The 23,343-nt window shown below is 65.0% G+C and carries 22 protein-coding genes and 1 tRNA gene; 10 read left to right on the top strand and 13 right to left on the bottom strand.

Going from position 1 to position 23,343, the window contains the following annotated elements:
* Positions 1 to 76: 76 nt before the first annotated feature.
* Complete coding sequence (locus tag G6N42_RS24180) at positions 77 to 496, bottom strand: hypothetical protein (protein WP_163733950.1); 420 nt, start codon at positions 494 to 496, stop codon at positions 77 to 79.
* Positions 497 to 626: 130 nt separating this feature from the next.
* A complete protein-coding gene (locus G6N42_RS24185) occupies positions 627 to 833 on the bottom strand; it encodes a helix-turn-helix domain-containing protein (RefSeq protein ID WP_163733953.1) in 207 nt (68 codons plus the stop codon).
* 109 nt (positions 834 to 942) lie between these two features.
* Here G6N42_RS24185 and G6N42_RS24190 point away from each other — a divergent pair, with 109 nt between their 5' ends.
* Together G6N42_RS24190 and G6N42_RS24195 are read left to right on the top strand one after the other, a co-directional pair.
* On the top strand, positions 943 to 1,509 hold the full coding sequence (locus G6N42_RS24190) for a helix-turn-helix domain-containing protein (protein ID WP_163733956.1): 567 nt from the start codon (positions 943 to 945) through the stop codon (positions 1,507 to 1,509).
* Positions 1,502 to 2,686: a tyrosine-type recombinase/integrase gene (locus G6N42_RS24195; protein ID WP_163733958.1), complete on the top strand. Its 1,185-nt coding sequence runs from the start codon at positions 1,502 to 1,504 to the stop codon at positions 2,684 to 2,686. Before G6N42_RS24190 ends, G6N42_RS24195 begins: the two co-directional genes overlap by 8 nt.
* Positions 2,687 to 2,736: 50 nt before the next feature.
* Here G6N42_RS24195 and G6N42_RS24200 read toward each other — a convergent pair.
* A tRNA-Gly gene (locus G6N42_RS24200) sits at positions 2,737 to 2,810 on the bottom strand.
* Positions 2,811 to 2,867: 57 nt separating this feature from the next.
* Here G6N42_RS24200 and dcd point away from each other — a divergent pair.
* The 4 genes from dcd to G6N42_RS24220 all read left to right on the top strand — a co-directional run bounded on the left by dcd (position 2,868) and on the right by G6N42_RS24220 (position 8,167).
* Positions 2,868 to 3,440 carry a dCTP deaminase gene (gene dcd, locus G6N42_RS24205; protein WP_163733961.1) on the top strand — a complete coding sequence of 191 codons (573 nt, stop codon included), beginning with the start codon at positions 2,868 to 2,870 and terminating at the stop codon, positions 3,438 to 3,440.
* Positions 3,441 to 3,569: 129 nt separating this feature from the next.
* Complete coding sequence (locus G6N42_RS24210; protein ID WP_163733964.1) at positions 3,570 to 4,886, top strand: ammonium transporter; 1,317 nt, start codon at positions 3,570 to 3,572, stop codon at positions 4,884 to 4,886.
* A gap of 258 nt (positions 4,887 to 5,144) precedes the next feature.
* Positions 5,145 to 6,728, top strand: a complete 1,584-nt coding sequence (locus tag G6N42_RS24215) for a DUF7159 family protein (RefSeq protein WP_163733967.1) — start codon at positions 5,145 to 5,147, stop codon at positions 6,726 to 6,728.
* Positions 6,729 to 6,817: 89 nt separating this feature from the next.
* On the top strand, positions 6,818 to 8,167 hold the full coding sequence (locus G6N42_RS24220) for a UDP-glucose dehydrogenase family protein (protein WP_163733970.1): 1,350 nt from the start codon (positions 6,818 to 6,820) through the stop codon (positions 8,165 to 8,167).
* On the opposite strand, the gene G6N42_RS24225 is transcribed toward G6N42_RS24220, so the two are convergent.
* A complete protein-coding gene (locus tag G6N42_RS24225) occupies positions 8,145 to 8,765 on the bottom strand; it encodes a TetR/AcrR family transcriptional regulator (RefSeq protein ID WP_163733973.1) in 621 nt (206 codons plus the stop codon). The genes G6N42_RS24220 and G6N42_RS24225 overlap by 23 nt on opposite strands.
* A gap of 87 nt (positions 8,766 to 8,852) precedes the next feature.
* On the opposite strand from G6N42_RS24225, the gene G6N42_RS24230 reads away from it, so the two are divergent.
* From G6N42_RS24230 to rfbA, 4 genes are read left to right on the top strand one after another with little or no spacing between them, the layout of a single operon-like run.
* Positions 8,853 to 10,178: a cytochrome P450 gene (locus G6N42_RS24230; RefSeq protein ID WP_163733976.1), complete on the top strand. Its 1,326-nt coding sequence runs from the start codon at positions 8,853 to 8,855 to the stop codon at positions 10,176 to 10,178.
* Position 10,179: 1 nt separating this feature from the next.
* On the top strand, positions 10,180 to 10,929 hold the full coding sequence (locus G6N42_RS24235; RefSeq protein WP_163733977.1) for a maleylpyruvate isomerase family mycothiol-dependent enzyme: 750 nt from the start codon (positions 10,180 to 10,182) through the stop codon (positions 10,927 to 10,929).
* Between the two features lie 19 nt (positions 10,930 to 10,948).
* Positions 10,949 to 11,296 carry a nuclear transport factor 2 family protein gene (locus G6N42_RS24240; RefSeq protein WP_163733980.1) on the top strand — a complete coding sequence of 116 codons (348 nt, stop codon included), beginning with the start codon at positions 10,949 to 10,951 and terminating at the stop codon, positions 11,294 to 11,296.
* On the top strand, positions 11,296 to 12,159 hold the full coding sequence (gene rfbA / locus G6N42_RS24245; protein WP_163733983.1) for a glucose-1-phosphate thymidylyltransferase RfbA: 864 nt from the start codon (positions 11,296 to 11,298) through the stop codon (positions 12,157 to 12,159). Before G6N42_RS24240 ends, rfbA begins: the two co-directional genes overlap by 1 nt.
* Here the strand turns inward: rfbA and G6N42_RS24250 are convergent.
* The 9 genes from G6N42_RS24250 to G6N42_RS24290 form a co-directional block, all read right to left on the bottom strand.
* Positions 12,113 to 13,375: a YibE/F family protein gene (locus tag G6N42_RS24250; RefSeq protein WP_174262153.1), complete on the bottom strand. Its 1,263-nt coding sequence runs from the start codon at positions 13,373 to 13,375 to the stop codon at positions 12,113 to 12,115. The two genes, rfbA and G6N42_RS24250, sit on opposite strands and share 47 nt — an antisense overlap.
* Before the next feature lie 45 nt (positions 13,376 to 13,420).
* Positions 13,421 to 14,224 (bottom strand): SigB/SigF/SigG family RNA polymerase sigma factor, encoded by an 804-nt coding sequence (locus tag G6N42_RS24255; RefSeq protein ID WP_286201650.1) that lies wholly within the window; start codon positions 14,222 to 14,224, stop codon positions 13,421 to 13,423.
* A gap of 203 nt (positions 14,225 to 14,427) precedes the next feature.
* Entirely contained in the window at positions 14,428 to 14,571 is a 144-nt protein-coding gene (locus tag G6N42_RS24260; RefSeq protein WP_163733990.1) for a hypothetical protein, read from the bottom strand.
* Positions 14,572 to 15,513: a manganese catalase family protein gene (locus tag G6N42_RS24265; protein WP_163733993.1), complete on the bottom strand. Its 942-nt coding sequence runs from the start codon at positions 15,511 to 15,513 to the stop codon at positions 14,572 to 14,574.
* Positions 15,514 to 16,019: 506 nt separating this feature from the next.
* On the bottom strand, positions 16,020 to 17,132 hold the full coding sequence (locus tag G6N42_RS24270; protein ID WP_163733995.1) for a fatty acid desaturase family protein: 1,113 nt from the start codon (positions 17,130 to 17,132) through the stop codon (positions 16,020 to 16,022).
* Between the two features lie 303 nt (positions 17,133 to 17,435).
* Positions 17,436 to 18,143: an IF2 family translation initiation factor gene (locus tag G6N42_RS24275; RefSeq protein ID WP_232076287.1), complete on the bottom strand. Its 708-nt coding sequence runs from the start codon at positions 18,141 to 18,143 to the stop codon at positions 17,436 to 17,438.
* Positions 18,140 to 18,697 (bottom strand): CsbD family protein, encoded by a 558-nt coding sequence (locus G6N42_RS24280; RefSeq protein WP_163733999.1) that lies wholly within the window; start codon positions 18,695 to 18,697, stop codon positions 18,140 to 18,142. Before G6N42_RS24280 ends, G6N42_RS24275 begins: the two co-directional genes overlap by 4 nt.
* A 241-nt stretch (positions 18,698 to 18,938) precedes the next feature.
* On the bottom strand, positions 18,939 to 20,240 hold the full coding sequence (locus G6N42_RS24285) for a pyridoxal phosphate-dependent aminotransferase (RefSeq protein WP_163738104.1): 1,302 nt from the start codon (positions 20,238 to 20,240) through the stop codon (positions 18,939 to 18,941).
* Positions 20,241 to 20,260: 20 nt separating this feature from the next.
* Positions 20,261 to 23,257 carry a (Fe-S)-binding protein gene (locus G6N42_RS24290; protein WP_163734003.1) on the bottom strand — a complete coding sequence of 999 codons (2,997 nt, stop codon included), beginning with the start codon at positions 23,255 to 23,257 and terminating at the stop codon, positions 20,261 to 20,263.
* Positions 23,258 to 23,343 lie beyond the last annotated feature (86 nt).

The raw sequence follows: 23,343 nt of genomic DNA on the forward strand, positions 1-23,343 counted from the left end.
ACGTGTCGAACATGCACCGATTCGGTGCAGCGTGAAAGCTGCCGTACTGCACCGTTTCCGTGCAGTCTGAGCACGCTCACGAGTCACCCTCGGGGCTCATCTTGGACGGCAACTCGATCGGCCGATTGCACTCGGTCAGCTCCCAATCGGTGAACTTTCGCCCGCCGGCGGCAACGACGTAGGCCCACCGAGTTGTTTGCTCGTGCCCGTCGCGCACGAACTTTCGTTTCACGAGCCGGTGTTGCTTTTCGGCGGCATCTAAGGCACGCCGTACACGGTTTCGGTTGGGACCCCACCCGAGGTCGATCGAGATGCGAACCGATGACGTCTCGAACGGCTTACCGCCCTTGGCATTGCCGGCACGGGAGAGCAGATACGCGAGCAACACCAGCCCGTCGGAGCCGAGTTCACGCGCACCCGTGCGCGCCAGGTCGTCGCACAGGTAGAAGTAACCGTCCCGCGGGCGGTCGCCGATTACGTGGATTGGGTTGCCCATCAGGGCACCGCCTCGCCACGGGCGACGCCGCGGCCGCGGTGCTGTCGGGCGGGCGCGGTAGCCTGGCCGCGATCGCCCAGATCACTTGGCACCCCAGCGGCCTCGCTGTTGGGGTGCCGTTGTGCGTAACTCATGCGCCGTTGTGGGTGGCCTGTTCGAGGTTCTCGATGAACTCGACAATCGCTGACTCGGGTACGAGCCGCCGGCGACCGACCTTGCAACTCCGTAGGTCCCCGCTCGCCATCAGGGCGAACACGGTGGATCGCCCTACTCCGAGCCGCTCCATGACTGCCTCGACGGGGTGGAGTCTGGCTGTGCGTTCGGCGGTGTCCGCCATTGGTCCTCCATATTTCTGGAATGCGACACGATGATGGTCTATCGTGCTGGTATGAACCATACTCCACGGATGTGCTCAAACGCACGTGAACTCAGTCCAGAATGTCGCAATGCCGAAAATTAACGAGGCCGCGAAGGCGTGGGAGTTGACGCTCGCGCAGCGGGTGGGTGATGCGGTCGCCAAGCGGCGCAAGGCGCTGGGATGGACAGGCGTGCAACTCGCCGACCGGACTGCCGAGCTTGGTTATCCCATTACACGCGTGGCGATTTCAAAGATTGAGACCAACAGCCGCGCCGGCAAGTTCGACGTTGCCGAGTTGCTCGTGCTGGCCGAGGCGCTCTACATTCCGCCGGTCTTGCTGCTGGCGGCAGATTTCCCCGACGGCGAGGTCGAGACGCGGCCAGGGCACACGGTCGACAGCCTCGACGCTGTGCGGTGGTTCTCCGGTGCGGGGGCAAAGCTGATCCGCGCCGACGCCCTAGCCGCGGAGTGGGAGGAGCGGCTGTCGAGGATGAGAAAGATGCTGGCGGCACCGAACAGCACACGCGGATACCGCGACCAGCTTGAGGACGACATTGCGGCGGCCGAGGCTGCGTTGGTGACGCTGCGGGCCGACGTGCAACGTCAGAAAGACGAGCTATGGGGCGGCGAAAGAGTGAGGACGGGCGATGAGTAGGCAGCAGCTCCCACCGCAGATCAAGAAAATCGAGGTGCTCGACCGCAAGACGGGCAAGTCCGTTGTGCGCTACCGGCTCGCGGCCAGTGCCGGCATCAATGCCGAGACGGGTAAACGACAGCAAGTGCTGCGCCATTACGCCACTGAAAGGGCGGCACGTGCGGCGCTTGCAGAGATCGCCGACGCCGCCACCAAGGGCACGTTTGTGCCACGTAGGGCGATCACCGTCGCCGAGGTGTGCAAGAACTACGTGGCGGGCCGGCACAAGCTGCGGGCCACGTCCAAAGCAAAGCTGAGCTACGATCTGGCGCCGTTGATCGAACGCCACGGCGACGAGCCCGTGCAGCGACTGACCAAGGCCCACGTCGACACGCTGGTGGAGGATCTGCTCGCCGGCGGCACCACGACCGGCAAGGGTCGCACCCGGCGGCCGTGGGGCGCGGCAGCGGTGAACAAGTTCATCCAGACCGTGGCGATGGTGCTGGCCGACGCGCAGCGCCAGGGGCTCGTCACGCGCAACGTCGCCGAGCATGTCGACCCGGTCGCGGTCGGACACCGCAGCGTCGACACCTACACCGAGGCAGAGGTGCGCACGCTGCTGGCGTCGATCGCCGACGATCGGCTCAGGCACGCTTGGGAGCTCGCGCTGTGCGGGCTACGTCGCGGCGAGATCGCCGGCCTGCGGTGGTCTGACGTCGACCTTGAGGCCAAGACGCTGTCGGTGGCGAACAACCGGGTGGACGCCGGCGGCAAGGCGGTGGAGAACGACCCTAAGTCGGCTATGTCACGTCGGACGCTCCCACTACCGGACCGGCTCGTCGTCGTGTTGAGGTCGGCAAAGAAACGGCAGGCCGGCGAGCGGCTGGCGCTCGGCCGCGACGGCGGGTCGTGGGAGTACGTCGTGAGCAACGAGGCCGGCGAGCCGTATCACCCGCAGGTTCTGTCGCGGTATTGGCGGGATGCGGTCACGTTGGCCGGCCTGCGGCCGATCAAGCTGCACGCGGCCCGTCACACTGCCGCTACCGCAATGCATTTGGCCGGCGTGCCGGTCGCGGTGATCGCGGCATGGATCGGGCACAAGGACGCATCGCTGACCATGCGCCTATACGCGCACAGCCAGGACGACGCTCTGCGGGCCGCCGGTGACACTTTCAATCGAGTTGTGATACTCACGTGATACCGAGGCCGGGATTCGAACGGATCGGACAGCATTGGCGCTGGTAGCTGTGGAGCCGATGACGGGAATCGAACCCGCGTATTCAGCTTGGGAAGCTGATGTTCTGCCATTGAACTACATCGGCTTGGCTGGCTGCACCAGTGATCACGAAGGCTAACACTCGAGCGGCTACGCTCGTCGCGTGCTGCTCTCCGATCGCGACATCAGGGCCGAAATCGCCACCGGACGGTTGGGCATCGACCCCTTCGAGGAAAGCCTGATTCAGCCGTCGAGCGTCGACGTTCGGCTGGACAACCTGTTCCGGGTGTTCAACAACACCCGCTACACCCACATCGACCCGGCGATCCGCCAGGACGATCTCACCACCCTGGTCGAACCCAAGGAGGGCGAGCCGTTCGTACTGCATCCCGGCGAGTTCGTCCTCGGCTCGACGCTCGAGCGCTGCTCCTTGCCCAACGACCTCGCCGGCCGTCTGGAAGGCAAGTCCTCACTCGGTCGCCTCGGGCTGTTGACACACTCGACGGCCGGGTTCATCGACCCCGGCTTCACCGGCCACATCACGCTGGAACTGTCCAACGTCGCGAACCTGCCGATAACCCTGTGGACCGGCATGAAGATCGGCCAGCTCTGCCTGCTGCGGCTGACCAGCCCCGCCGAACATCCCTACGGCAGCTCGCAGGCCGGCTCGAAATACCAGGGCCAGCGCGGCCCGACCCCGTCGCGGTCGTACCAGAACTTCATCAAGTCCAGCTGAAACGGGCACGACGGAGCCGTGAGCTTTCGGTAACTGCGGCGAAACACGAAACATGCCGGAAACACTTTTGCCGCGCAGCTGAAACGTAGGGCCGAAATGCTCTCTCCGAACTTCGCCGAAGGAGCTGACGTGCCCGAGATAGATCCCGCCGCGACCGCATGGCTGCTGGCCGCCACCGCGATGGTCCTGCTGATGACCCCCGGTCTGGCCATCTTCTACGGCGGCATGGTCCGCACCACCGGCGTGCTCAACATGATCATGATGTGCTTCATCTCGATCCCGGCATGCACTGTCGCCTGGCTGTTGCTCGGCTACACCGTCGCGTTCTCCGAGGACGCGGGCGGTGGGCTGATCGGAAACCTCTCGCACTTCGGCATGCTCGGTATCGATCCGACGACCGTCCGCGGGTCGGTGCCCGAACTCCTTTTCGCCACTTTCCAACTCACCTTCGCGATCGTCACCGCAGCACTCGTCAGCGGCGCCATCGCCGACCGTGCCCGGTTCTCCGCGTGGGTGGTCTTCGTTCCGCTGTGGACCGTCGCCGTGTACGCCGTGGTGGCGCACTGGGTTTGGGGTCCTGACGGCTGGCTCTTCAACCTCGGTGTTCTCGACTACGCCGGCGGCCTGGTCGTCGAAATCGTCTCCGGTGCTTCGGCTTTGGCGCTGGCGCTGGTACTCGGACCCCGCATCGGCTTCAAAAAGGACGCGATGCGCCCGCACAATCTGCCCTTCGTCCTGCTCGGTGCGGGCCTGCTGTGGTTCGGCTGGTTCGGGTTCAACGCCGGCTCGGCACTGGCGGCCAACGGCACCGCGGCGGCGGTCTTCCTCAACACGTTGGTCGCGGGCTGCCTCGGCATGCTCGGCTGGATCACGGTCGAGCGGTTCCGCGACGGTAAGCCGACGACCTTCGGCGCCGCCTCGGGTGTGGTCGCCGGCCTGGTCGCGATCACACCGTCGTGCGGGACGGTCAACACGCTCGGTGCCATCGTCGTGGGTCTGGCGGCGGGCATCATCTGCTCGTATGCAGTCGGCCTGAAGTTCCGGTTTGGCTACGACGACTCGCTCGACGTCGTCGGCGTGCACTACGTCGGCGGGCTCGTCGGTGTGCTGCTCATCGGATTCCTGGCCGCAGAGGTGATGACCGCCGGCCCCGAGGGCCTGTTCTACGGTGGCGGACTCGCCCAGCTGGGCAAGCAGGCCCTCGCGGCCCTGGTGGTGACCCTCTACGCCTTCACCGTCTCGTACGCGCTGGCCAAGATCATCGATCGCGTCCTCGGGTTCCGCGTCAGCCCCGAGGACGAGACGACGGGCGTCGACTTCACCCAGCACGCCGAGACCGCATACGCCGAGGGCGTGCACGGGCACCAGCCCGGTCGTCGACCGACTCCCGGCGGTCCTGGCGCTGTAGGACAGCGCACCGAGACCGCGGACGACAGCGCGGACTGACAGTTCCCAGGACATCTTTCTTACCGTTTGAACGGCCTCGCGCATCCGGCCGTTGACCCGAGTAGGGTCGTAGTACCGGCGTCGTCGGGGCGCCGGAGCTGCCACAGATCCGGCCACGACTCGATTGTTGTCAGCAAATGCGTTTTGGGATGTAACGCACCTGCAGATCACGTCGATGAAGTACTAGTGGTCGGCTCGTGCGGAATGCGGGGTCCATCAAAGAACTTGACCGATTAGCAAACTTATTTGGAGGAGTAAGTGGACATCGTATTGGGTGTGTCTACGACACCTACGACGGTCCGCATGGTGCTGGTCGAAGGGGAAAAGGGCGACGGAGTAACCGTCGACCACGACTCGTTCGACGTCGCCTCTAAGGAAGGCTCGGCTAACTCGGCGGCCGATCAGGTTGTCGAAGCGGTGCTGGGCACCCAGGAGAGCGCGGCAACCGGCGGTCACCACCTCAAGGCGATCGGCGTCACCTGGAGCGACCACAGCGAGGGTGCGGCACTGCGCGATGCGCTGGCCGCCAAGGGCTTGGACGACGTGATGTTGGTGTCCGCGAGCCACGCCGCGGCGTCACTGGCGCAGGCGGCGGGCCGCGCGGTCGGATACGCGACCACTGCACTGCTGTTCATCGACCGTGACAGCGCCACGCTGTCGGTCGTCCAGACCGACGACGGCTCGGTCGTGAAGGTGCTGAGCAGCAGTCTGCACAGCGAGGACGCGATGGGAGTGCTGTCCGAGATGGCCGCCGCCGTCGACGCGCAGGATTCGCCACCGCAGGGCATGTTCGTCGTCGGCTCCGGCGTCGACGTGTCCTCGGTCAAGGAACACCTCCGGCACCTGGTCAGCCTTCCGGTCAGCGCGCCGGACGAACCCGAACTCGCCCTCGCCCGCGGTGCGGCCCTGGCCGCCGCCAACGCTCCGGCAATGGAGTCGTCCACCGTCGGCCTGGCGTATTCGCTGGACCCCGACGGCACCACCGCAGGCTCGGTTCTCGCCGGCCTTGCCAATGCGGAGACGCAGCTGCGGGCGGTCGGCTCCGATGGGGCGGCCCTCGGTGACTATGACCCCCAGACCGACATGCAGCTGGCCGAGCCCGAGCGCAAGCCGTTCCTGCTGGTCGGCAGCGCGCTGACGTCCATCTTCGTCGTCGGCGTGGTGGCGCTGGTCATTTCCTTGGCCGTGAGCATCCGTCCGACGGCCGACCAGCGGCCGAGTCCCGGGCAGAACGCGCTGGTTCCGACCACGGTCGTCCCCGCCGCACCGGCTCCCGCGCCCCCTCCGGCGGCGAAGCCGGTCGAGGCGCCCCCGCCGCCGCCAGCGGCGCAAACCATCAAGCCTCCGGTGCCCGTGGCGCAGCAGGTACCGCAGGCACCGCCGCGGACCGTGTACGTCGAGGCGCCGCCACCCGCGGCACCACCGCCGCCTGCGGCACCGCCACCGGCGCCCGCGGCTCCGGTTCCCGTGCCGGCGCCAGCCCCGGTCTACACGCCGCCGCCGGTCTACAACCCACCGCCGTACTACCGGCCGTGGACGCCCCCGTGGCGCCCGACGTATGTGCAGCCGAAGCCGTGGACTCCGCCATGGAGCCCGCCGTGGGACGACGAGCCCGAGACCCCGCAGCTGCCCGAGATTCCGCAGATCCCCCAGCAGCCGCAGGTGCCGCAGATCCCGCAGTACCCGCAGCAGCAGTACCCGCAGTCACCGTCACGGAACGGTTCCGGGGACGGCGCCAATTCGCGCGGTGGTCCTCAATACCCGGGTTCGGGATACCCGGGATCGGGTTCGTCCGGCCGTGGCGGTGGCGGAAACAACTGCTTCCTGATCTTCTGCAGCTGAGACGAGCCGCGTTCACTCGTAACCTAGCGTTGGTGTGTTGCTAAGTGTCGCGTAGCAGTTAGCTCATCGCGGCTGCATACAAGGGTGGTATGCGATGCGCAGTATTCGGCACGGGCTATCTCGGAGCGACACACGCCGCCGGCATGGCCGAAATCGGGCACGACGTGATCGGTGTCGACATCGACCCCGGGAAGATCGCCAAGCTCGCCTCCGGCGACATTCCGTTCTACGAACCCGGCCTGCGAAAGATGTTGAGCGACAACATCGCTGCTGGTCGCCTCCGCTTCACCACCGATTACGACGCCGCGGCCGAGTTCGCCGACGTCCACTTCCTCGGCGTCGGAACTCCGCAGAAGAAGGGTGAATACGGCGCGGATCTGCGGCATGTACACGCCGTCATCGACACGCTCGTGCCGCGCCTGGCTCGATCGGCGGTCATCGTCGGAAAGTCCACGGTCCCGGTGGGCACCGCCGCCGAACTCGCCGAACGGGCGCGGGCATTGGCGCCGGCGGGTATTGACGTCGAGGTGGCGTGGAATCCTGAATTCCTGCGTGAAGGGTTCGCCGTACACGACACGCTGCACCCCGATCGGATTGTCCTTGGCGTGCCAAAGAATTCGGTGAACGCCGAAGCTGCCGTGCGTCAACTGTACGCGCCGCTGCTACACGACGACGTGCCGTTCCTGGTCACCGACCTGCAAACCGCCGAACTCGTCAAGGTGTCGGCCAACGCGTTTCTCGCCACGAAGATCTCGTTCATCAATGCGATTTCCGAGGTTTGCGAGGCGGTCGATGCCGACGTCACCATGCTCGCCGACGCGCTGGGTCACGACTCCCGGATCGGGCGGCGATTCCTCAACGCGGGCCTCGGATTCGGCGGCGGCTGCCTGCCCAAGGACATCCGCGCGTTCATGGCGCGTGCCGGTGAGCTCGGCGCCAATCACGCGCTGACGTTTCTTCGTGAGGTGGACAGTATCAACATGCGCCGACGCACCAGGATGGTGGAGCTGGCCACGACCGCGTGCGGCGGTTCGCTTCTCGGCGCCAACGTCGCGGTACTCGGTGCGGCGTTCAAACCCGAGTCCGATGACGTGCGTGACTCGCCGGCACTCAACGTCGCGGGCATGCTGCAACTCAACGGCGCCACCGTCAACGTGTACGACCCCAAGGCGATCGAGAACTCGCAGCGCTTGTTCCCGACGCTGAACTACTCGACGTCGGTGGTGGAGGCCTGTGAACGCGCCGATGCCGTGCTGGTGCTGACCGAATGGCGCGAGTTCGTCGAACTGGACCCCGCCGAGCTGGCCGACACCGTTCACGCCAAAGTCGTTGTGGACGGGCGCAATTGCCTCGATGCCGAGCGGTGGTCCGCCGCGGGCTGGCAGGTGTACTGCCTGGGTAGGAGCCCGCGCGTGGTCAGCTCGCCGTCGCTTGTTTGAGCATTCCGTCAAAGCCCTGCCACAACAGCATGAACACGAGTTCGACGACCCGCTCGCGCGGCACGTCGCGATTCTCGTACCACCAGCTGGCGACGCCGTGACATGCCGCCTGGGTGGCCCTGGCCAGGATCCACGCCGCCTCGTCAACGGTGATGCCCTTCACCGGTTTTGACTCGCCTGCCCCGAATCGGATCAGATCGGCGATACCGGCGGTGCCGCGGTCGGCCAACTCCTGCCGCACTTCGGCGATCTCGGGGTCGGCGGGTACGTCCTGATGGAAGACGCGCCAGATGAACGGATCCTCCTCGACGAACGCGAAGTAGTTCGCGATGCTGGCGCGCACCAGCTCTTCGACCGTCGCGCCTTCGAGGCGACGCAGTGACCGCTCCCGCAGCTGCTCGGCGTGCGCCAGCAGGAGCGTCACGTGCAGGTCGCGCTTGGAGCCGAAGTGGTCGTAGAGCACGGACGGGACGACGCCTGCCCGCGCGGCGATGTCCGACATCTTGGCGGCTGTATACCCGTGCTCGGCGAACACCTCGACGGCCGCGTCGAGGATGCGGGCCCGGCGTTCTTCGGCGGGTATCCGCTTCCTTGCCATACCGAATGATAATTCGGTAGGCTCCGGATCCATAACCGAACCACGATTCGGTAAACCGTGGGGGCGGTGTCGACGGAGCGGAGGCTCATGGCTCAGACCAGGATCAAGCAGTGGATTCACTGGCTCTCCGTGCACGGCCTGATCAGGGGCTTCGCCACGGTCGTAGCTCGTCGGGGCGATCCGCAGGGACGAATGCTCGCCGACCCCACGGTGCGGACGGACCCCATCGCATTCATCGAGGAACTGCGCGCGCGCGGCCCGATAGTCCGATGCCGTGCCCTGTTCATGACTGTCGACCACAAGGTCGTCAACGACCTGCTGCGCTCCGACGACTTCCACGTGTTCCAGATGGGATCGACTCTGCCCAAACCGATTCAGTGGGTGGCAGCACGCACCAAATCCGATCTGCTGCATCCGATTCAGCCACCGTCGATGCTCTCGGTGGAACCGCCTCAGCACACGCGTTATCGCAAGCTGGTGTCATCGGTGTTCACCACACGTGCTGTTGCAGCCCTGCGCGACCGCGTACAGGACGCGGCGAACGCCCTACTGGACGGCCTCACCGAAGCGGGCACCGTGGACATCGTCGATCGGTACTGCTCGCAACTTCCCGTCACGGTCATCGGCGACATCCTCGGGGTGCCCGACGACGCGAGGCCCCGCATCCTCGAGTTCGGTGAACTGGGTGCGCCGAGCCTCGACATCGGTCTGACGTGGACGCAGTACAAGGCGGTCTACCGCGGTATCAGGGGCTTCAACGACTGGCTGTCCAATCACCTGCACGAGCTGAGTCGCAACCCCGGCGACGACTTGATGAGCCAGATCATCGTGGCGTCCCAGGACGCCGAAGGCGGCCCGCTGACTCATCAGGAGTTGCTCGCGACCGCGGGCCTTGTGCTCGCCGCAGGCTTCGAGACGACGGTCAACCTGCTGGGCAACGGGATTCGAATGCTGCTGGACACCCCGGAGCATCTCGACACGTTGGCCGAGCGTCCCGAGCTGTGGCCGACGGCAGTCGAGGAGGTTCTGCGGCTGGATTCGCCGGTGCAACTCAGCGCCCGGATCGCGACGAGGGACATCGAGGTCGAGGGCACCCTGGTGAAGCGCAACGAGGGCGTGATCCTGTACCTCGCCGGCGCCAATCGAGATCCCAACGTCTTCGACGACCCGCATCGCTTCGACATCGAACGCGCCAACGCGGGTAAGCACCTGTCGTTCTCCGGCGGGCGGCACTTCTGCCTCGGTGCGGCGCTGGCGCGCGCCGAAGGTGACGTCGGGCTGAGGACCTTCTTCGAGCGTTTCCCGGATGCGCGACTGGCCGGCGAGGGCAGCCGTCGGGAGACGCGCGTACTGCGCGGATGGTCGTCGCTCCCGATCTCGCTTGGTGAGGCGCGCACCGCTGTAAGTTCGTGACGTGGACTTCCGAGCCGGCCTGCTCGATCAGACCCAAGCGTTCGGCGAACTGATTCGCGCTACCGATCCGTCGACACCGATTCCGACCTGTCCGGGCTGGACAATGCAGCAGTTGTTCCGCCATGTCGGGCGCGGAAACCGGTGGGCCGCGCAGATCGTCGCCGAGCGCCGCAGCCAGCCGCTGGACCCACGCGCTGTACGCGACGGCAAGCCGCCCGACGATCCCGACGCCGCCATCGACTGGCTCAACGGCGGCGTACAGCAGTTGATCATCGCCGTCGAGCAGGTCGGCGCCGACGCCCGCGTGTGGACGTTCAACGGGCCGCGGCCCGCCGGGTTCTGGATCCGCAGGCGGCTGCATGAGGTGCTCGTGCACTCCGCCGACGCCGCGCTCGCATCGGGCGCCGACTTCAACCCGGCACCCGAACTGGCGGCCGACGCGATCAGCGAGTGGATCGAGCTCATGGTCGTACAGGCCGACAAACACGCACCGCCGGTCGACCGTGGGCGCACGCTGCATCTGCACGCCACCGACGCGGATCTCGGGCCGACGGGTGAGTGGACGATCGGCAACGACGAGGACGGTTTGTCCTGGACCCACGACCACGGTAAGGGGGACGTCGCGCTGCGCGGACCGGTCAGGGACCTGCTGCTGGCGATCGTGCGTCGACGCCGGGCGTCAGAGCTCGACATCGAGGTTTTCGGAGACGAGGCGGTGTGGGACGCATGGTTGCAACGCACGCCGTTCTGATTGGCGTATTTTCACGACCATGACCACTTCGGAGATCGCGACCGTCCTCGCTTGGCATGACGCGCTCAACGAGCAGGACCTCGACACCCTCATCCAGGTTTCCAGCGACGACATCGAGTTCGGCGACGCGAGCGGCGCGGGACAGGGACACGCCGCGCTGCGCGAGTGGGCGAATTCCCTGGCGACATCGGCGGCCGTTCCCGGCCGCATGTACGTCCGCGACGGCGTCGTCGTCGCCGAGGAAGAAGACGGAAAGGCGGCGGCGTTCCGTGTCGTGCACGACCACGTCACGTCGGTGTTCCGGCACGACGATCTTGCGTCGGCGCTGGCCGCCACCGAGCTGAGCGAAGGGGATCTGGCGGGCTGATGCGGGGGATCATTCTGGCCGGGGGGTCGGGGACGCGGCTGTATCCGATCACGATGGGTGTGAGCAAGCAGCTGGTGCCGGTGTACGACAAGCCGATGATCTATTACCCGCTGTCCACCTTGATGATGGCGGGGATCCGCGATATCCAGATCATCACCACCGCCGATGACGCACCGGCATTTCACCGATTGCTCGGTGACGGTTCACAATTCGGCATCGACCTCACCTACGCCGTCCAGGAGAAACCCGACGGCCTGGCGCAGGCGTTCATCATCGGCGCCGACCACATCGGAAACGATTCGGTGGCACTGGTGCTGGGGGACAACATCTTCTACGGACCGCGCCTGGGCACCAGCCTCAGCCGATTCCAAGAGGTCAGTGGGGGTGCGGTTTTCGCCTACTGGGTCGCCAACCCTTCCGCGTACGGCGTGGTCGAGTTCAGCGACGACGGCCTCGCGCTTTCGCTGGAGGAGAAGCCCGAGACGCCGAAGTCGCATTACGCGGTGCCGGGGCTGTACTTCTACGACAACGACGTCATCGAGATCGCACGCGGGCTGAAGCCCTCGGCGCGAGGCGAATACGAGATCACCGACATCAATCAGATGTACCTCAATCAGGGCCGGCTATCGGTCGAGGTGCTTGCCCGCGGCACGGCGTGGCTGGACACCGGAACGTTCGACTCGCTGCTCGATGCCGGCGACTATGTGCGCACCATCGAGCGCAGGCAGGGTTTGAAGATCAGCGTCCCCGAGGAAGTCGCGTGGCAGGTCGGCTTCATCGACGACGAGCAGTTGGCCGCGCGCGCAAAAACTCTGCTCAAGTCCGGCTATGGCCGGTACCTGCTGGGCCTGCTGGAGCGCTAGTAGGCGTCGCGAGCACCGCGGCGATCGCCGTTGTCAGCGGCACAGACAGCGCCAGAGCGATGCCACCGACTGCCGACCGTGCGATCTCGATGGCCACGCTTTCGCTGGTCAGCACGTCACCCAGCGAGCGGTTGGCAACGCTGAACAACAGCAGCAGCGGAAGAGCGCTACCCGCGTAGGCCAGCACCAGCGTGTAGACGGTGCTGGCGATGTGGTCACGCCCCACTCGCATGGCGCCGACGAACACCGCCCGGCGTGAAGTGCCCTCCAGCGCGGCCAACTCGAACGCCGTCGACGCCTGGGTGACGGTGACGTCGTTGAGCACGCCGAGCGAACCGACGATGAACCCGGCCAGCAACAGCCCGGTGATCGACACGTTGCCCAGGTACGTCGCGACGGCGTTGTTCTCCTCTTCGGAGAGACCGGTCAGATGAGTCAACTCGATTGCGGCCCAGGACAACAAGGCGGCCAACAGGAGCGACGCCAGTGTGCCGAGCAACGCCGCGCTGGTGCGAAGGCTGACGCCATGCGCCAGGTAGATCACCGCGTAGAGGATCACCGACGACGCCACCAACGCGACGGGGATGGCGGCGGCCCCGTCGCGCAGGGCAGGCAGCATGAACGCGACCAGCACCAGAAATGCGACGACGATCCCGATCAGCGCGCGTAGTCCGCGCCAGCGGGCGACCGCGACGACCACCACCGCGAAAGCGACGGCCAGTCCGATCAACGGCCACGTCCGCTCGTAGTCGTAGAACGAGTAGGTCGTGGTGCCGGTCGGGTCGACCTGGCGGGTGATCCGAATCTGGTCGCCGACCGCGAGCTGTGGCTGGCCGGTCCCGCCGCTGAACTCCAGCAGGGTGTTGGCGCCCGCGTTCGGACCCGAATCGATCGCGATGAATGCCTGCACGCATGGGGTGCCCTCACCCTCGGCGGGGGCGGGAGGGGTTGTCAGCACCGAGCCCACCGACTGGTAGCCGCAGGTCGACGCGGTGGTGGACACCACGTGCCCGGCCTCGGTGGTGACAGCGCCGCCCTCGGCGTTCTGGAACGGCAGCGGGATGTCGACCTTCTGCTGACTGGGCCACAGCCATGCGGCCCCGGCCAGGGTCACCACGCCGATGGCGATCAGCAGTCCGACGACGACCTTGGCGGCCAGCGGTCCCAGCGGAGACGGTCCGCTCAGGGAGTGGGAATGGGCGTGCGAGTGCGTCACCCGCAACAGGGTAGGGGGGTTACCTGATTCCTGCGGTCGTGGGAGCTATACCGGTTCGAGTGTCAGCGCCTGATCGCTCAGCTGGTCGAGGGATCTGGACAGCAGGCGCGACACATGCATCTGAGAGATACCGAGGCGCTCGGCGATCTGTGTCTGTGTCATGTTCTCGAAGAATCGCAGCATGAGCACGTGTTGCTGCCGTGCGGGCAACTTCGCCAGCAGTGGGCGCACCGTCTCGACATCAAGCACCTTATCCAGATTGCAGTCGATTGCCCCGATCTTGTCAGTAATTGATTGTCCGTCGATGTCGTCTGCTGCCCTCGGGCCGGTCCAATCCGACGACACGGTGGAATACGCGGTCGCGGCAATCTGCGCTTGCACAACTTCTTCACGTCCGAGCCCCAGATGGTTGGCCATCTCGCTTGCGGTCGGCGCACGACCCAGTTGTTGGAACAGCTCGTCACGTGCCCTATTCAGCTGTAAGCCAAGCTCTTTCATTCGGCGTGGAACTTTCACCGCCCATCCGTGGTCACGGAAATATCGGCGAACCTCGCCCATCATCGTCGGAATGGCAAACGCCAGGAAGTCAGCACCGTTGTCTGGATCGAAGCGCTTCACTGCCTGAACCAGGCCGAGTCGTGCCACCTGAACGAGGTCTTCGTACGGTTCCCCACGCCGACTGAAGCGGCGTGCGATGTGGCTGGCCAACGGCAGGCAGCGCTCGACGATGGCGTCGCGTTGGCGCCGATGCTCATTCGACTGCTCGTCCAGCCTTTTCAAATGTTGGAACATGCCTACGAGATCGGCATATTCGGATCTAGACCTCGGGGTCACCAGGACGCCCTTCAACCGGTTGATCCTGGATAGGGCGGCTCGCAGAAGAACCGGGCAATGGTGCGCGGCGGCCGGTCAGCTATTCACACACGGCGCAGAATGCTTCTCGGCTCGTTACCCGCTGCTGGATACAACACAGCCGAGACTCGAGCCTACCCCGGCGTGCCGCACTTGCGCACCGAGTTGCGGGCGGCACAGCCGGGTAGTTGGGAGTAGGACTAGCTGGGTGACTCGTTGGCGGCGTTCTCGGCCGCCTGGTCGGTGCCGGTCGGGTGATCGGTGTCGCGGGGATCGGGTGTCGTGGCTTCGACATCCGCATCTTCGGCGACACCGACCTTCTCTGGCTGAGTTGATTGCTGCATCTACTTGGTGACCGATCCGTTGGTCGCGATCTCCACCTCTGCGGTCGCCTGAATGAGCGCCAGCAGTTCCTTGTCCAGGCCGGGTGCGAACTCTTCACGCCGTTCCGGCGCGATGGTCATCGGGAAACCCTCCGGCATGACGGCGGTACTCAATTCGGTGCCGTCGTTGGACGGCGATGCACCCTGGTACAGCTTGGCCGCTTGGCTTTCGTCATCGGCGCTGAAGGTGTACTGGACGCTCTGCAGGCCGAGATCGAGAAGTTTCTTGACCTCGGGGAACTGCTCGGCGTTTGTCTTTGGGATCGGCAGTGCTGCACCCCAATTCACTCCCAGGCTCTCCAGCGCCTTGGCGAATGCGTTCTCGTGAGCCTGATCGCGAACGATCAGATAGGCGATGGTGGAACGCGCCGTCTTGTTGTCCGTCATCTCGTAGATCCGGCACTTCTGCAGCCGTCCGGTCGACTCGAGCATGAGATTGTAGAGCAGGTCGAGGACCAAGTTTCCGCTGTTGTAGACGTAGGAGCCGCTCCACGGGTTGCCTGCCGCGTCGACGGGCAGAGCGCCCTGCGCCCCCACCAGGTAATGATGAATGTTGCTGGTATCCAATGCGATTTTCAGCGGCGTGGCGCCGCCGGCGCCGGGCTTGTCGACCGCGTCGGTCTTCCTGCCCTTGTATTCCGGTGAGCCGTCGAGGAGGCGCGAGATGGTGGTCCCGATGAGTTCGACGTGGCTGATCTCTTCGGTGCCTACGCCCTGCAGAAGATCCTTATAGGGCTTGGAGGCCGCATCGCCGCGGAAGTTGATGCTCTGGAACAGGTATTGCATCATCGTCCGCATCTCGCCGAATTGGCCTCCCAGGCCCTCCTGAAGCGCATTGGCGGCGGCGGGATCTGGCTCATCGACGACGATCTCATTGATCAATTGCTGAGTGTGCAGGTACATGATTCTCCTCGAATGGGTTGAGGTGTGTTGGTCAGTGGAGTGGCCCGTGGGACGCGCCACTTTGCGTGACCTATCCCCGTCCACGACGCCGACAACTGGCTGCACCGCCATGGGCTCCCCTTGCTGGAAGCGGTCGGCTCCGCAGTGATACCCGTGCGCAAGTGATGCAAACGCGTTGACAGGAGCTGCTTTTGCCTTCGTCGCGTCAGAACCGGCGACGCAATGCGTCGCGCAGTGACACTTATATCGGGGATTGCCAGATTGCGGAGCAGGAGTCGTCACCGCTCCGCAACCGGAGCTCAATTTTTGCCACGGACGATACGTACTATCGCCCGAAGGATGTTGTGGCTCAGACGATCCTTCGGCCAACACGCAACAGACATCGGGGGTCCAAAGCGCGAAACATCAGAGCGCCTAGTGGACACGAATGTCTGGGCGGTGAACGGGATGTCCACGGGATCGCGACCCTGAGGGCGGTACGAATCCCGGCCCCAGCCGGTTACTTCTTAACGCAATCCACTTAACTCCCCATCGGGGACACTGTCAATGCGTTCCCGGTTCGGCAACGCCAGCCTGTGAATTGTCCGAATCGTTTGCAGGTACTGGCTCAGCAGCGTCCCTGTGGTGTACGGGATGTCGAACTTGTCGCACAACGCTCGGACCCGGACAGCGATCTCGGCGTAGCGGTTGCTCGGCAGGTCGGGGAAGAGGTGGTGTTCGATCTGATAACACAAGTTCCCACTCGAGAACGCCATCAGCGGCCCGGCGTCGAAGTTGGCGGTACCGATCATCTGACGCAGATACCACTCCGGTCGACCTTCCTCCTCGATCACTGCAGCTGTGAATTTCTCTGCGCCGTCAGGGAAATGCCCGCAGAAAATCACCACGTAAGCCCACAGGTTGCGCAAGACGTTCGCGGTCACGTTCGCGCCAATTGTCCGCCGCCAACGCCTACCACTCAGTGCCGGGAAGGCCACGTAGTCCTTGACCACTTGGCGGCTGATCTTCCTGACGACGGCGCGCGACTGCACACTCTTCTCACCCGCCGTCTTTGCTCGCTCCTGTGCGGCGCGGACGCCGTTCAGCGCAATGCCCCACTCGAATCCAACCGCCAACAGAAGGTTGCGCAGTGGCTGCAGCAGGTAACGGGGTTCCCACGGTTGATCGCTGGTCATCCGCATGACGCCAAAGCCGATGTCGTCATCCTTGTCCAGAACGTTTGTGTATACGTGGTGACGGAAGTTGTGGGAATAGCGCCATTGTGAAGACAGGCCGGCCATGTCCCATTCCCAAGTGGCCGAATGGATCTCGGGGTCGTTCATCCAATCCCATTGGCCGTGGCCCACGTTGTGGGCGATCTCCATATTTTCAACGCTCTTTGCGAACGCCAGCGCCGCGGTCCCCAGGAACCATCCTGCTTTGGAGTGGCTGGCGGCGATGAGGAGCCGCGCAGCGATCTCCAGCGTGCGTTGGAACGCGATTGTGCGTCGGATGTAGGCGGCGTCATTGGCGCCGCGGGACTCCTCGATATCGCGGCGAATGGTGTCGAGCTCATCGCCGAGTGTTTCCAAGTCGGTTTTGTTCAAATGCGCATACTGTGCGACGTCGATGATGGCCATGAGGATCCTCGGGTTGATCTGGCAGCCGCCCGCGAGGCGCTCACCACAAATGAACTGAGATTTCGGGACGGTTCCACGCTGCCTGGGGACCTGAACCCGCTGGACCCAACAGACGGTCGTGGTGGTCGTCACCGCGAGGTTCTGCCCCAGGGGTACCCGGTGTGGCGGAGGGGAAACTGGGCGCTACGCATGCCGGGCGCGGCCGGGCATGTTGATTATCGCTCCACAACAGGCAGGACTGCCGCCGCACCGCGAAAGCCTCAGCGGTACAGCGACAGTCCCTTCACCACAACTAACTCAAACTTACTTGTTGTTCGCCCGGGCGGCTTGACGCTTGCGCTTCTCGGCGTCGGCCAGATCCTCGATGCGATTCGCCTGTGCCCGCTTGGCCCCGGCCTCTGTGCGCCTGGCCTGAGCATCGTCGAGCTTTGACTTCGCGGCCTCGGCGGCCCGTTGTTCGTTGGACTGGATTTTGGCGTGCTCCATGCGCTTGGCCGCCTCGGCCGACTTGGTGCGCTGTGCAGCCACGTCGTCGGCTTGCTTCTTCGCGGCAGCGGTACGTTGGGCCGCAGCCTCTTCCGCTGCGCGCTTGCGCTCTTGTGCGGAATTGCGAGCTTCTTCGACCGTTTGCTCCTTGGCCACACGTGCGTCGTGCCGCTCTTGGCTGGCCTCGTCGCTCTTGGCCTTCAGGTCGGCACGGGAACGCTGCTGCGCCTGCTCCGCCTCCGAATCCAGCTGCGCCGCGCGACCGAGTACATCGCTACGCCTGGCGAGCGCACTGCCGCTCCTTTGAAGCTGCCTGTCGCCCAATACATTTCCTATCGAAGCGTCAAGCAGTCCCAGCGACCGTTCGTAGAACAGTCGTGCCGGTGCTTCTGCATCCATCCGAGCGACCACACGCTGCTCGATCAGTTGGAGGGGAAACCGTGCAATCCGGTACTGAACCCGCAGGACCGCCAGCGGTGCGTCGATGATTCTCATTGATAACTCCTGTTTCTCGCCGGTGCTCAAGGCAGGTCGGCCTGGTTGGTCAGTTTGTCTGCTTGCCGTCTGATTCGGTCGGCTTCCGCCTTGGCGGTCGACGCCTCCTGAACAGTGGTCAGGTGATCGTCGACGGCATCGACCACTTCTTCTGCGGCCGAATCCATTTCGGCACGCTCCTGGTCTTTGGCACGCCGAATCTCGGCCTGCGCCTCGAGCTCGGCACGGACTCTCTCCTGAGAGGCCTGTTGCTGACCTGCCTGCTCGGCCCTGCGCTTCTGATCAGCCTGCTGTTCGCGCACTGATCGCTCCGCAGCGGCCGTCTGTGTGTTCACCGCGACTCGGTCCTGTGTGGCCTCGGCCCGGGCCTCTGATACCTGTGCGCGGGCCTGCGCGGCCTCGGCATCGGCAACGGCTTCGACGCTGTTGGCCTCTTTGCGTTCGTTGGCCTGGGTCTGCTCGAGCTGGCCCTCTGCGGTCAGCGAATCGTTCCCGGTGATAGCACCGGCGACTTCCTTTACCTTGCCCTTTACCGAATCGAACAGCCCCTTACGGGCTTCGTCGGCCTTCTTGTGCTCGCTCATTTGGCTCTTCTCCTGGCGTCAATCGACAACTCGTAAGCCGTCGGGCCGCTCGATAAATGCGGCTACGCCCTAAATGGTTGAATCGGTCCATGGCGACCCGTGGCGGTCTGCGGACCAGTTGCTCTAGTCGTGAATGTCTGCCCCATGACTCGCCGGCAGTTTTTCAACTCGCAGAACTGCGGTTACCCTGCGCGGGTCGAGTTAAACAACGAGCTGGTTCGTAGACGCGCGGAGCTGACGATTACTGGCGGTAGCTGACGAGGAAGTTACCGAGCCGCTCGATGGCGTTGGCCAGATCGCGCGCCCAGGGCAGCGTCACGATGCGCAGGTGGTCGGGTGTCGGCCAGTTGAAGCCGGTGCCCTGGGTGACCAGAATCTTCTCCTGCAGCAGCAGATCGAGCACCAATTGCTCATCATCGACGATGTCGTAGACCTCGGGGTCCAGCCGCGGGAACGCATATAGCGCGCCTTGGGGTTTGACGCACGAAACCCCGGGGATCTCGTTGAGCTTCGTCCAGGCGATGTCGCGTTGCTCGAGCAATCGCCCACCCGGCAGCACGAGATCCTCGATGCTCTGATGCCCGCCGAGCGCGACCTGAATCGCGTGCTGCGCGGGCACATTCGGGCACAGCCGCATATTGGCCAGCAGGCTGATGCCCTCCAGGAAGCTGCCCGCGTGTTCCTTGGGCCCGGTGATGACCAACCAGCCGGAGCGGTAGCCGGCCACCCGATAGGCCTTGGACAGGCCGTTGAACGTCAGCGTCAGCAGATCCGGCGCCAGGGTTGCGAGGCTGATGTGCTCGGCGTCGTCGTACAGGATCTTGTCGTAGATCTCGTCGGCGAGCAGCAGCAGCTGATGCTTGCGCGCCAATTCGACCATCTGCTCGAGGATCTGCTTGCCGTACACCGCACCGGTGGGGTTGTTCGGGTTGATCACGACCAGCGCCTTGGTTCGGTCGGTGATCTTCGCTTCGAGGTCGGCGATGTCGGGCTGCCAGCCCTGGGTCTCGTCGCACAGGTAGTGCACCGGCGTACCACCGGCGAGCGAGGTCGACGCGGTCCACAGCGGGTAGTCCGGTGCGGGGATGAGCACCTGGTCGCCGTTGTCTAGCAGCGCCTGCAGCGTCATGGTGATCAGTTCGGACACCCCGTTGCCGAGGTACACGTCGTCGACGTCGAATCGGGGGAATCCCTCGACCAATTCGTACCGGGTGAACACCGCGCGGCGGGCCGCCTGGATGCCCTTCGAATCGGAGTACCCCTGCGCATATGGCAGCGCCTGGATCATGTCGCGCATGATCACATCGGGTGCCTCGAAGCCGAACGGGGCCGGGTTGCCGATGTTCAGTTTGAGGATGCGGTGACCCTCGGCCTCCAGCCGTGACGCGTGCTCGTGCACCGGGCCACGGATCTCGTACAGCACGTCCTGCAGCTTGGATGACTGCGTGAACGTGCGCGGCCGCGGATGCTGCCCGGCGGCTCCAGAAGAATGGAACGGCACGTGGTGCGTAGTCACGTCCACAATGCTCTCATTGCCGTCCAGCGAATATCGAAAAACGCTGGTCAGCGCTTACCGGGCGGACGCGCACCCTTCGCGATACCCAGACCCTTCACCGGCGCCTCTGGCGCTTCACCGTTGTCCTCGGCGGCAGGCTCAGGCGCAGGACCGGATTCGCCGTTGGCCTCCGGTTCCGACTGTGGCGCAACAGGTTTCGGGGCAGCGGCGGGCGCTGGCTTCTTCGCGCCCGGGCGGCGCGCACCGGGCGCGATGCCCAGGCCCTTGACCTCGGGTTCGGGCGCAGCTGGCGCGGGGGCTTCTGCTTCTGCGGGTGCCGCAGCTTCAGCCGCCGGTGCTGCGGCCTTGGGCGCCGCGGCCTTCTTGGCGCCTGGGCGGCGCGCGCCGGAGGCGATGCCTAGGCCCTTGACCTCGGGTTCGGCCTTGGCCGGTGCTTCGGCTTCGGGCGCAGCTGGCGCGGGGGTTGCCGCGGCGGGAGCGGCGGCGGCCTTCTTGGCGCCCGGACGCTTGGCGCCGCCGGCGATACCCAGGCCCTTGACCGGTGCTGACGCGGCCGGCTTGTCGGCAGCAGGCGCTGCTTCGGCGGCGGGAGCGGCGGCGGCCTTCTTGGCACCGGGACGCTTGGCGCCGCCGGCGATACCCAGCCCCGTGACGGGCTTGGTGTCCGCGGTCGCGGTGGACGCCTTGGCCTCGGGCTCGGCCACTTCCTCGTCGGCCTCGGTCTTTTCCTCGACGGCCGGCACGGCCGCTTCCGCGCGGCTTGCGCGCTCTTCGGATTGCTTGGCAGCGGTGCCCTTCTCGGGCAGCGTCACACCGCTCGTGTCGAGCGACTCCAGCAGCAGCTGTGCCACGTCCTTGACTTCGGCCTTGGGGACGTCCCTGGTCGCGGCGACGTCGTCCACGCCGTCGGTGATCATCACGCGGCAGAACGGGCAACCCGTCGCGATCGTCGACGCGGTGTCCATCGCCTCTTCGGTGCGTTCCACGTTGACGCGCTTGCCGATGTGCTCTTCCATCCACATCCGGGCACCACCCGCACCGCAGCACAGGCCGCGGTCGGCGTGTCGGGGCATCTCGGTGAGCTTGGCCCCGGACGCCCCGATCAGCTCGCGCGGCGCCTCGTAGACCTTGTTGTGCCTGCCGAGGTAGCAGGGATCGTGGTAGGTGACCTCGACTCCGCCGTCGGCGGGCTTGACCGGCACCAATTTCTTGTCGCGGATCAGCCGGTTCAGCAGCTGGGTGTGGTGCAGGACCGTGTAATTGCCGCCCAGTTGCGGGTACTCGCGGCCCAGCGTGTTGAAGCAGTGCGGGCATGTCACGACGACCTTGCGATCCACGCGCTCGACACCCTCGAAGAGCTCGTTGAGCGTCTCGACGTTCTGTGCGGCCAGCTGCTGGAACAGGAACTCGTTACCCGAGCGCCGGGCCGAGTCGCCGTTGCACGTCTCGCCCTCGCCGAGCACCAGATACTTCACGCCCGCCGTCGCGAGAAGTTCGGCGACCGCCTTGGTGGTCTTCTTCGCGCGATCCTCGTACGCGCCCGCGCAACCCACCCAGAACAAGTACTCGTAACCCTCGAAGGACTCGACGTCCTTGCCGTAGACCGGCACGTCGAAGTCGACCTCGTCGATCCAGTTGGTGCGGTCCTTGGCGTTCTGGCCCCACGGATTGCCCTTGTTCTCAAGGTTTTTGAACAGCACACCGAGTTCGCCGGGGAACTCTGACTCCATCATCACCTGGTACCGGCGCATATCGACGATGTGGTCGATGTGCTCGATGTCGACCGGGCACTGCTCGACGCAGGCGCCGCACGTGGTGCACGACCACAACACGTCGGGGTCGATGACGCCACCTTGTTCGAGGGTGCCGACCAGTGGCCGGGTGGCCTGCTCGGGACCCGAACCCATGATTCGTTCGAACCCGGACTCGGGCACGTGATCGTGCGAGTGCTCTTCGTCGTGCTTCTCGCCGCCGAGGTCTTCACCGACGCCACCCTCGGAGGTGTTCTCCAGCGGCGACTCCTTGTCGCCGAGGATGTACGGCGCCTTCGCGAACAGGTGATCGCGCAGGTTCATGATCACGAGCTTGGGGGACAGCGGCTTGCCGGTGTTCCACGCCGGGCACTGCGACTGACAGCGTCCACACTCGGTACACGTGGTCATGTCGAGGTAGGCCTTCCACGTGAAGTCCTCGATCTTGCCGCGCCCCAGGATGGCGTCCTCGGCGGGATCCTCGAAGTCGACCCGCTCGCCGTCGTACTCGACGGGCAGCAGCGGACCCAGCCCGTTGGGCATCCGCTTGAACGTGACGTTGACCGGCGCCAGACCGATGTGGAGGTGCTTGGAGTGCAGGACGATCAGCAGGAAGACCAGCATGACCGCGATGTGCCCGATCAGCGCCAGCGTCTCGATCCACTCGTTGGCGGATTCGCCGAGGGGATGCAGGATCCAGCCCATGAACTGTGAGAAGAACGCGCCGTTTCCGTAGGGCAGGGCTCCGGTGTTGGCGCCGGCGCCGCGGACCAGCGCGTAGGTCCAGATGACGTTGAAGATCATGAACAGGATCAGCCAGGCGCCGCCGGTGTGCGAACCGTAGAAACGCGAGTCGCGACCGTGCTTCTTGGGCTCGCGAACGATGCGGATGATCGCGAACGTGATGATGCCGAGCAGCACGGCGACGGCGAAGAAGTCCTGCAGGAAACCGAGCGCGTCCCAGCGGCCGACGAACGGGATGTGGAAGTCGTGGTCGACGACCTGACCGAACGCCTCGACGTAGACCGATCCGAGGATGAAGAAGCCCCACATGGTGAAGAAGTGGGCGATGCCGGGGATCGACCAGCGCAGCAGTCGGGTTTGCCCGAAGACCTCCTCGAACTGCGTGGTGATGCGCTTTTTGAGGTTGTCCTTGCGGTTGTTCTCGACGCTGGTCTTCGCGCCGGAACGGATCAGGTTCGTCAGGAAGAGCACGCGCTTGAATGCAAAGCCACCGACGAGGGCGAGCATCAGGACCACTGTGACGATCCTGATCAGCATCTGCGTTTCCACCGCGCGCCTCCCGTCGTTAAGTTACTCAAGGGTAACTTATGCAATGTTACTCGTCAGTAACTTTCGCTGCATGCCTGCTCATAGTT

Source organism: Mycobacterium gallinarum (assembly GCF_010726765.1).
Lineage (GTDB): Bacteria > Actinomycetota > Actinomycetes > Mycobacteriales > Mycobacteriaceae > Mycobacterium > Mycobacterium gallinarum.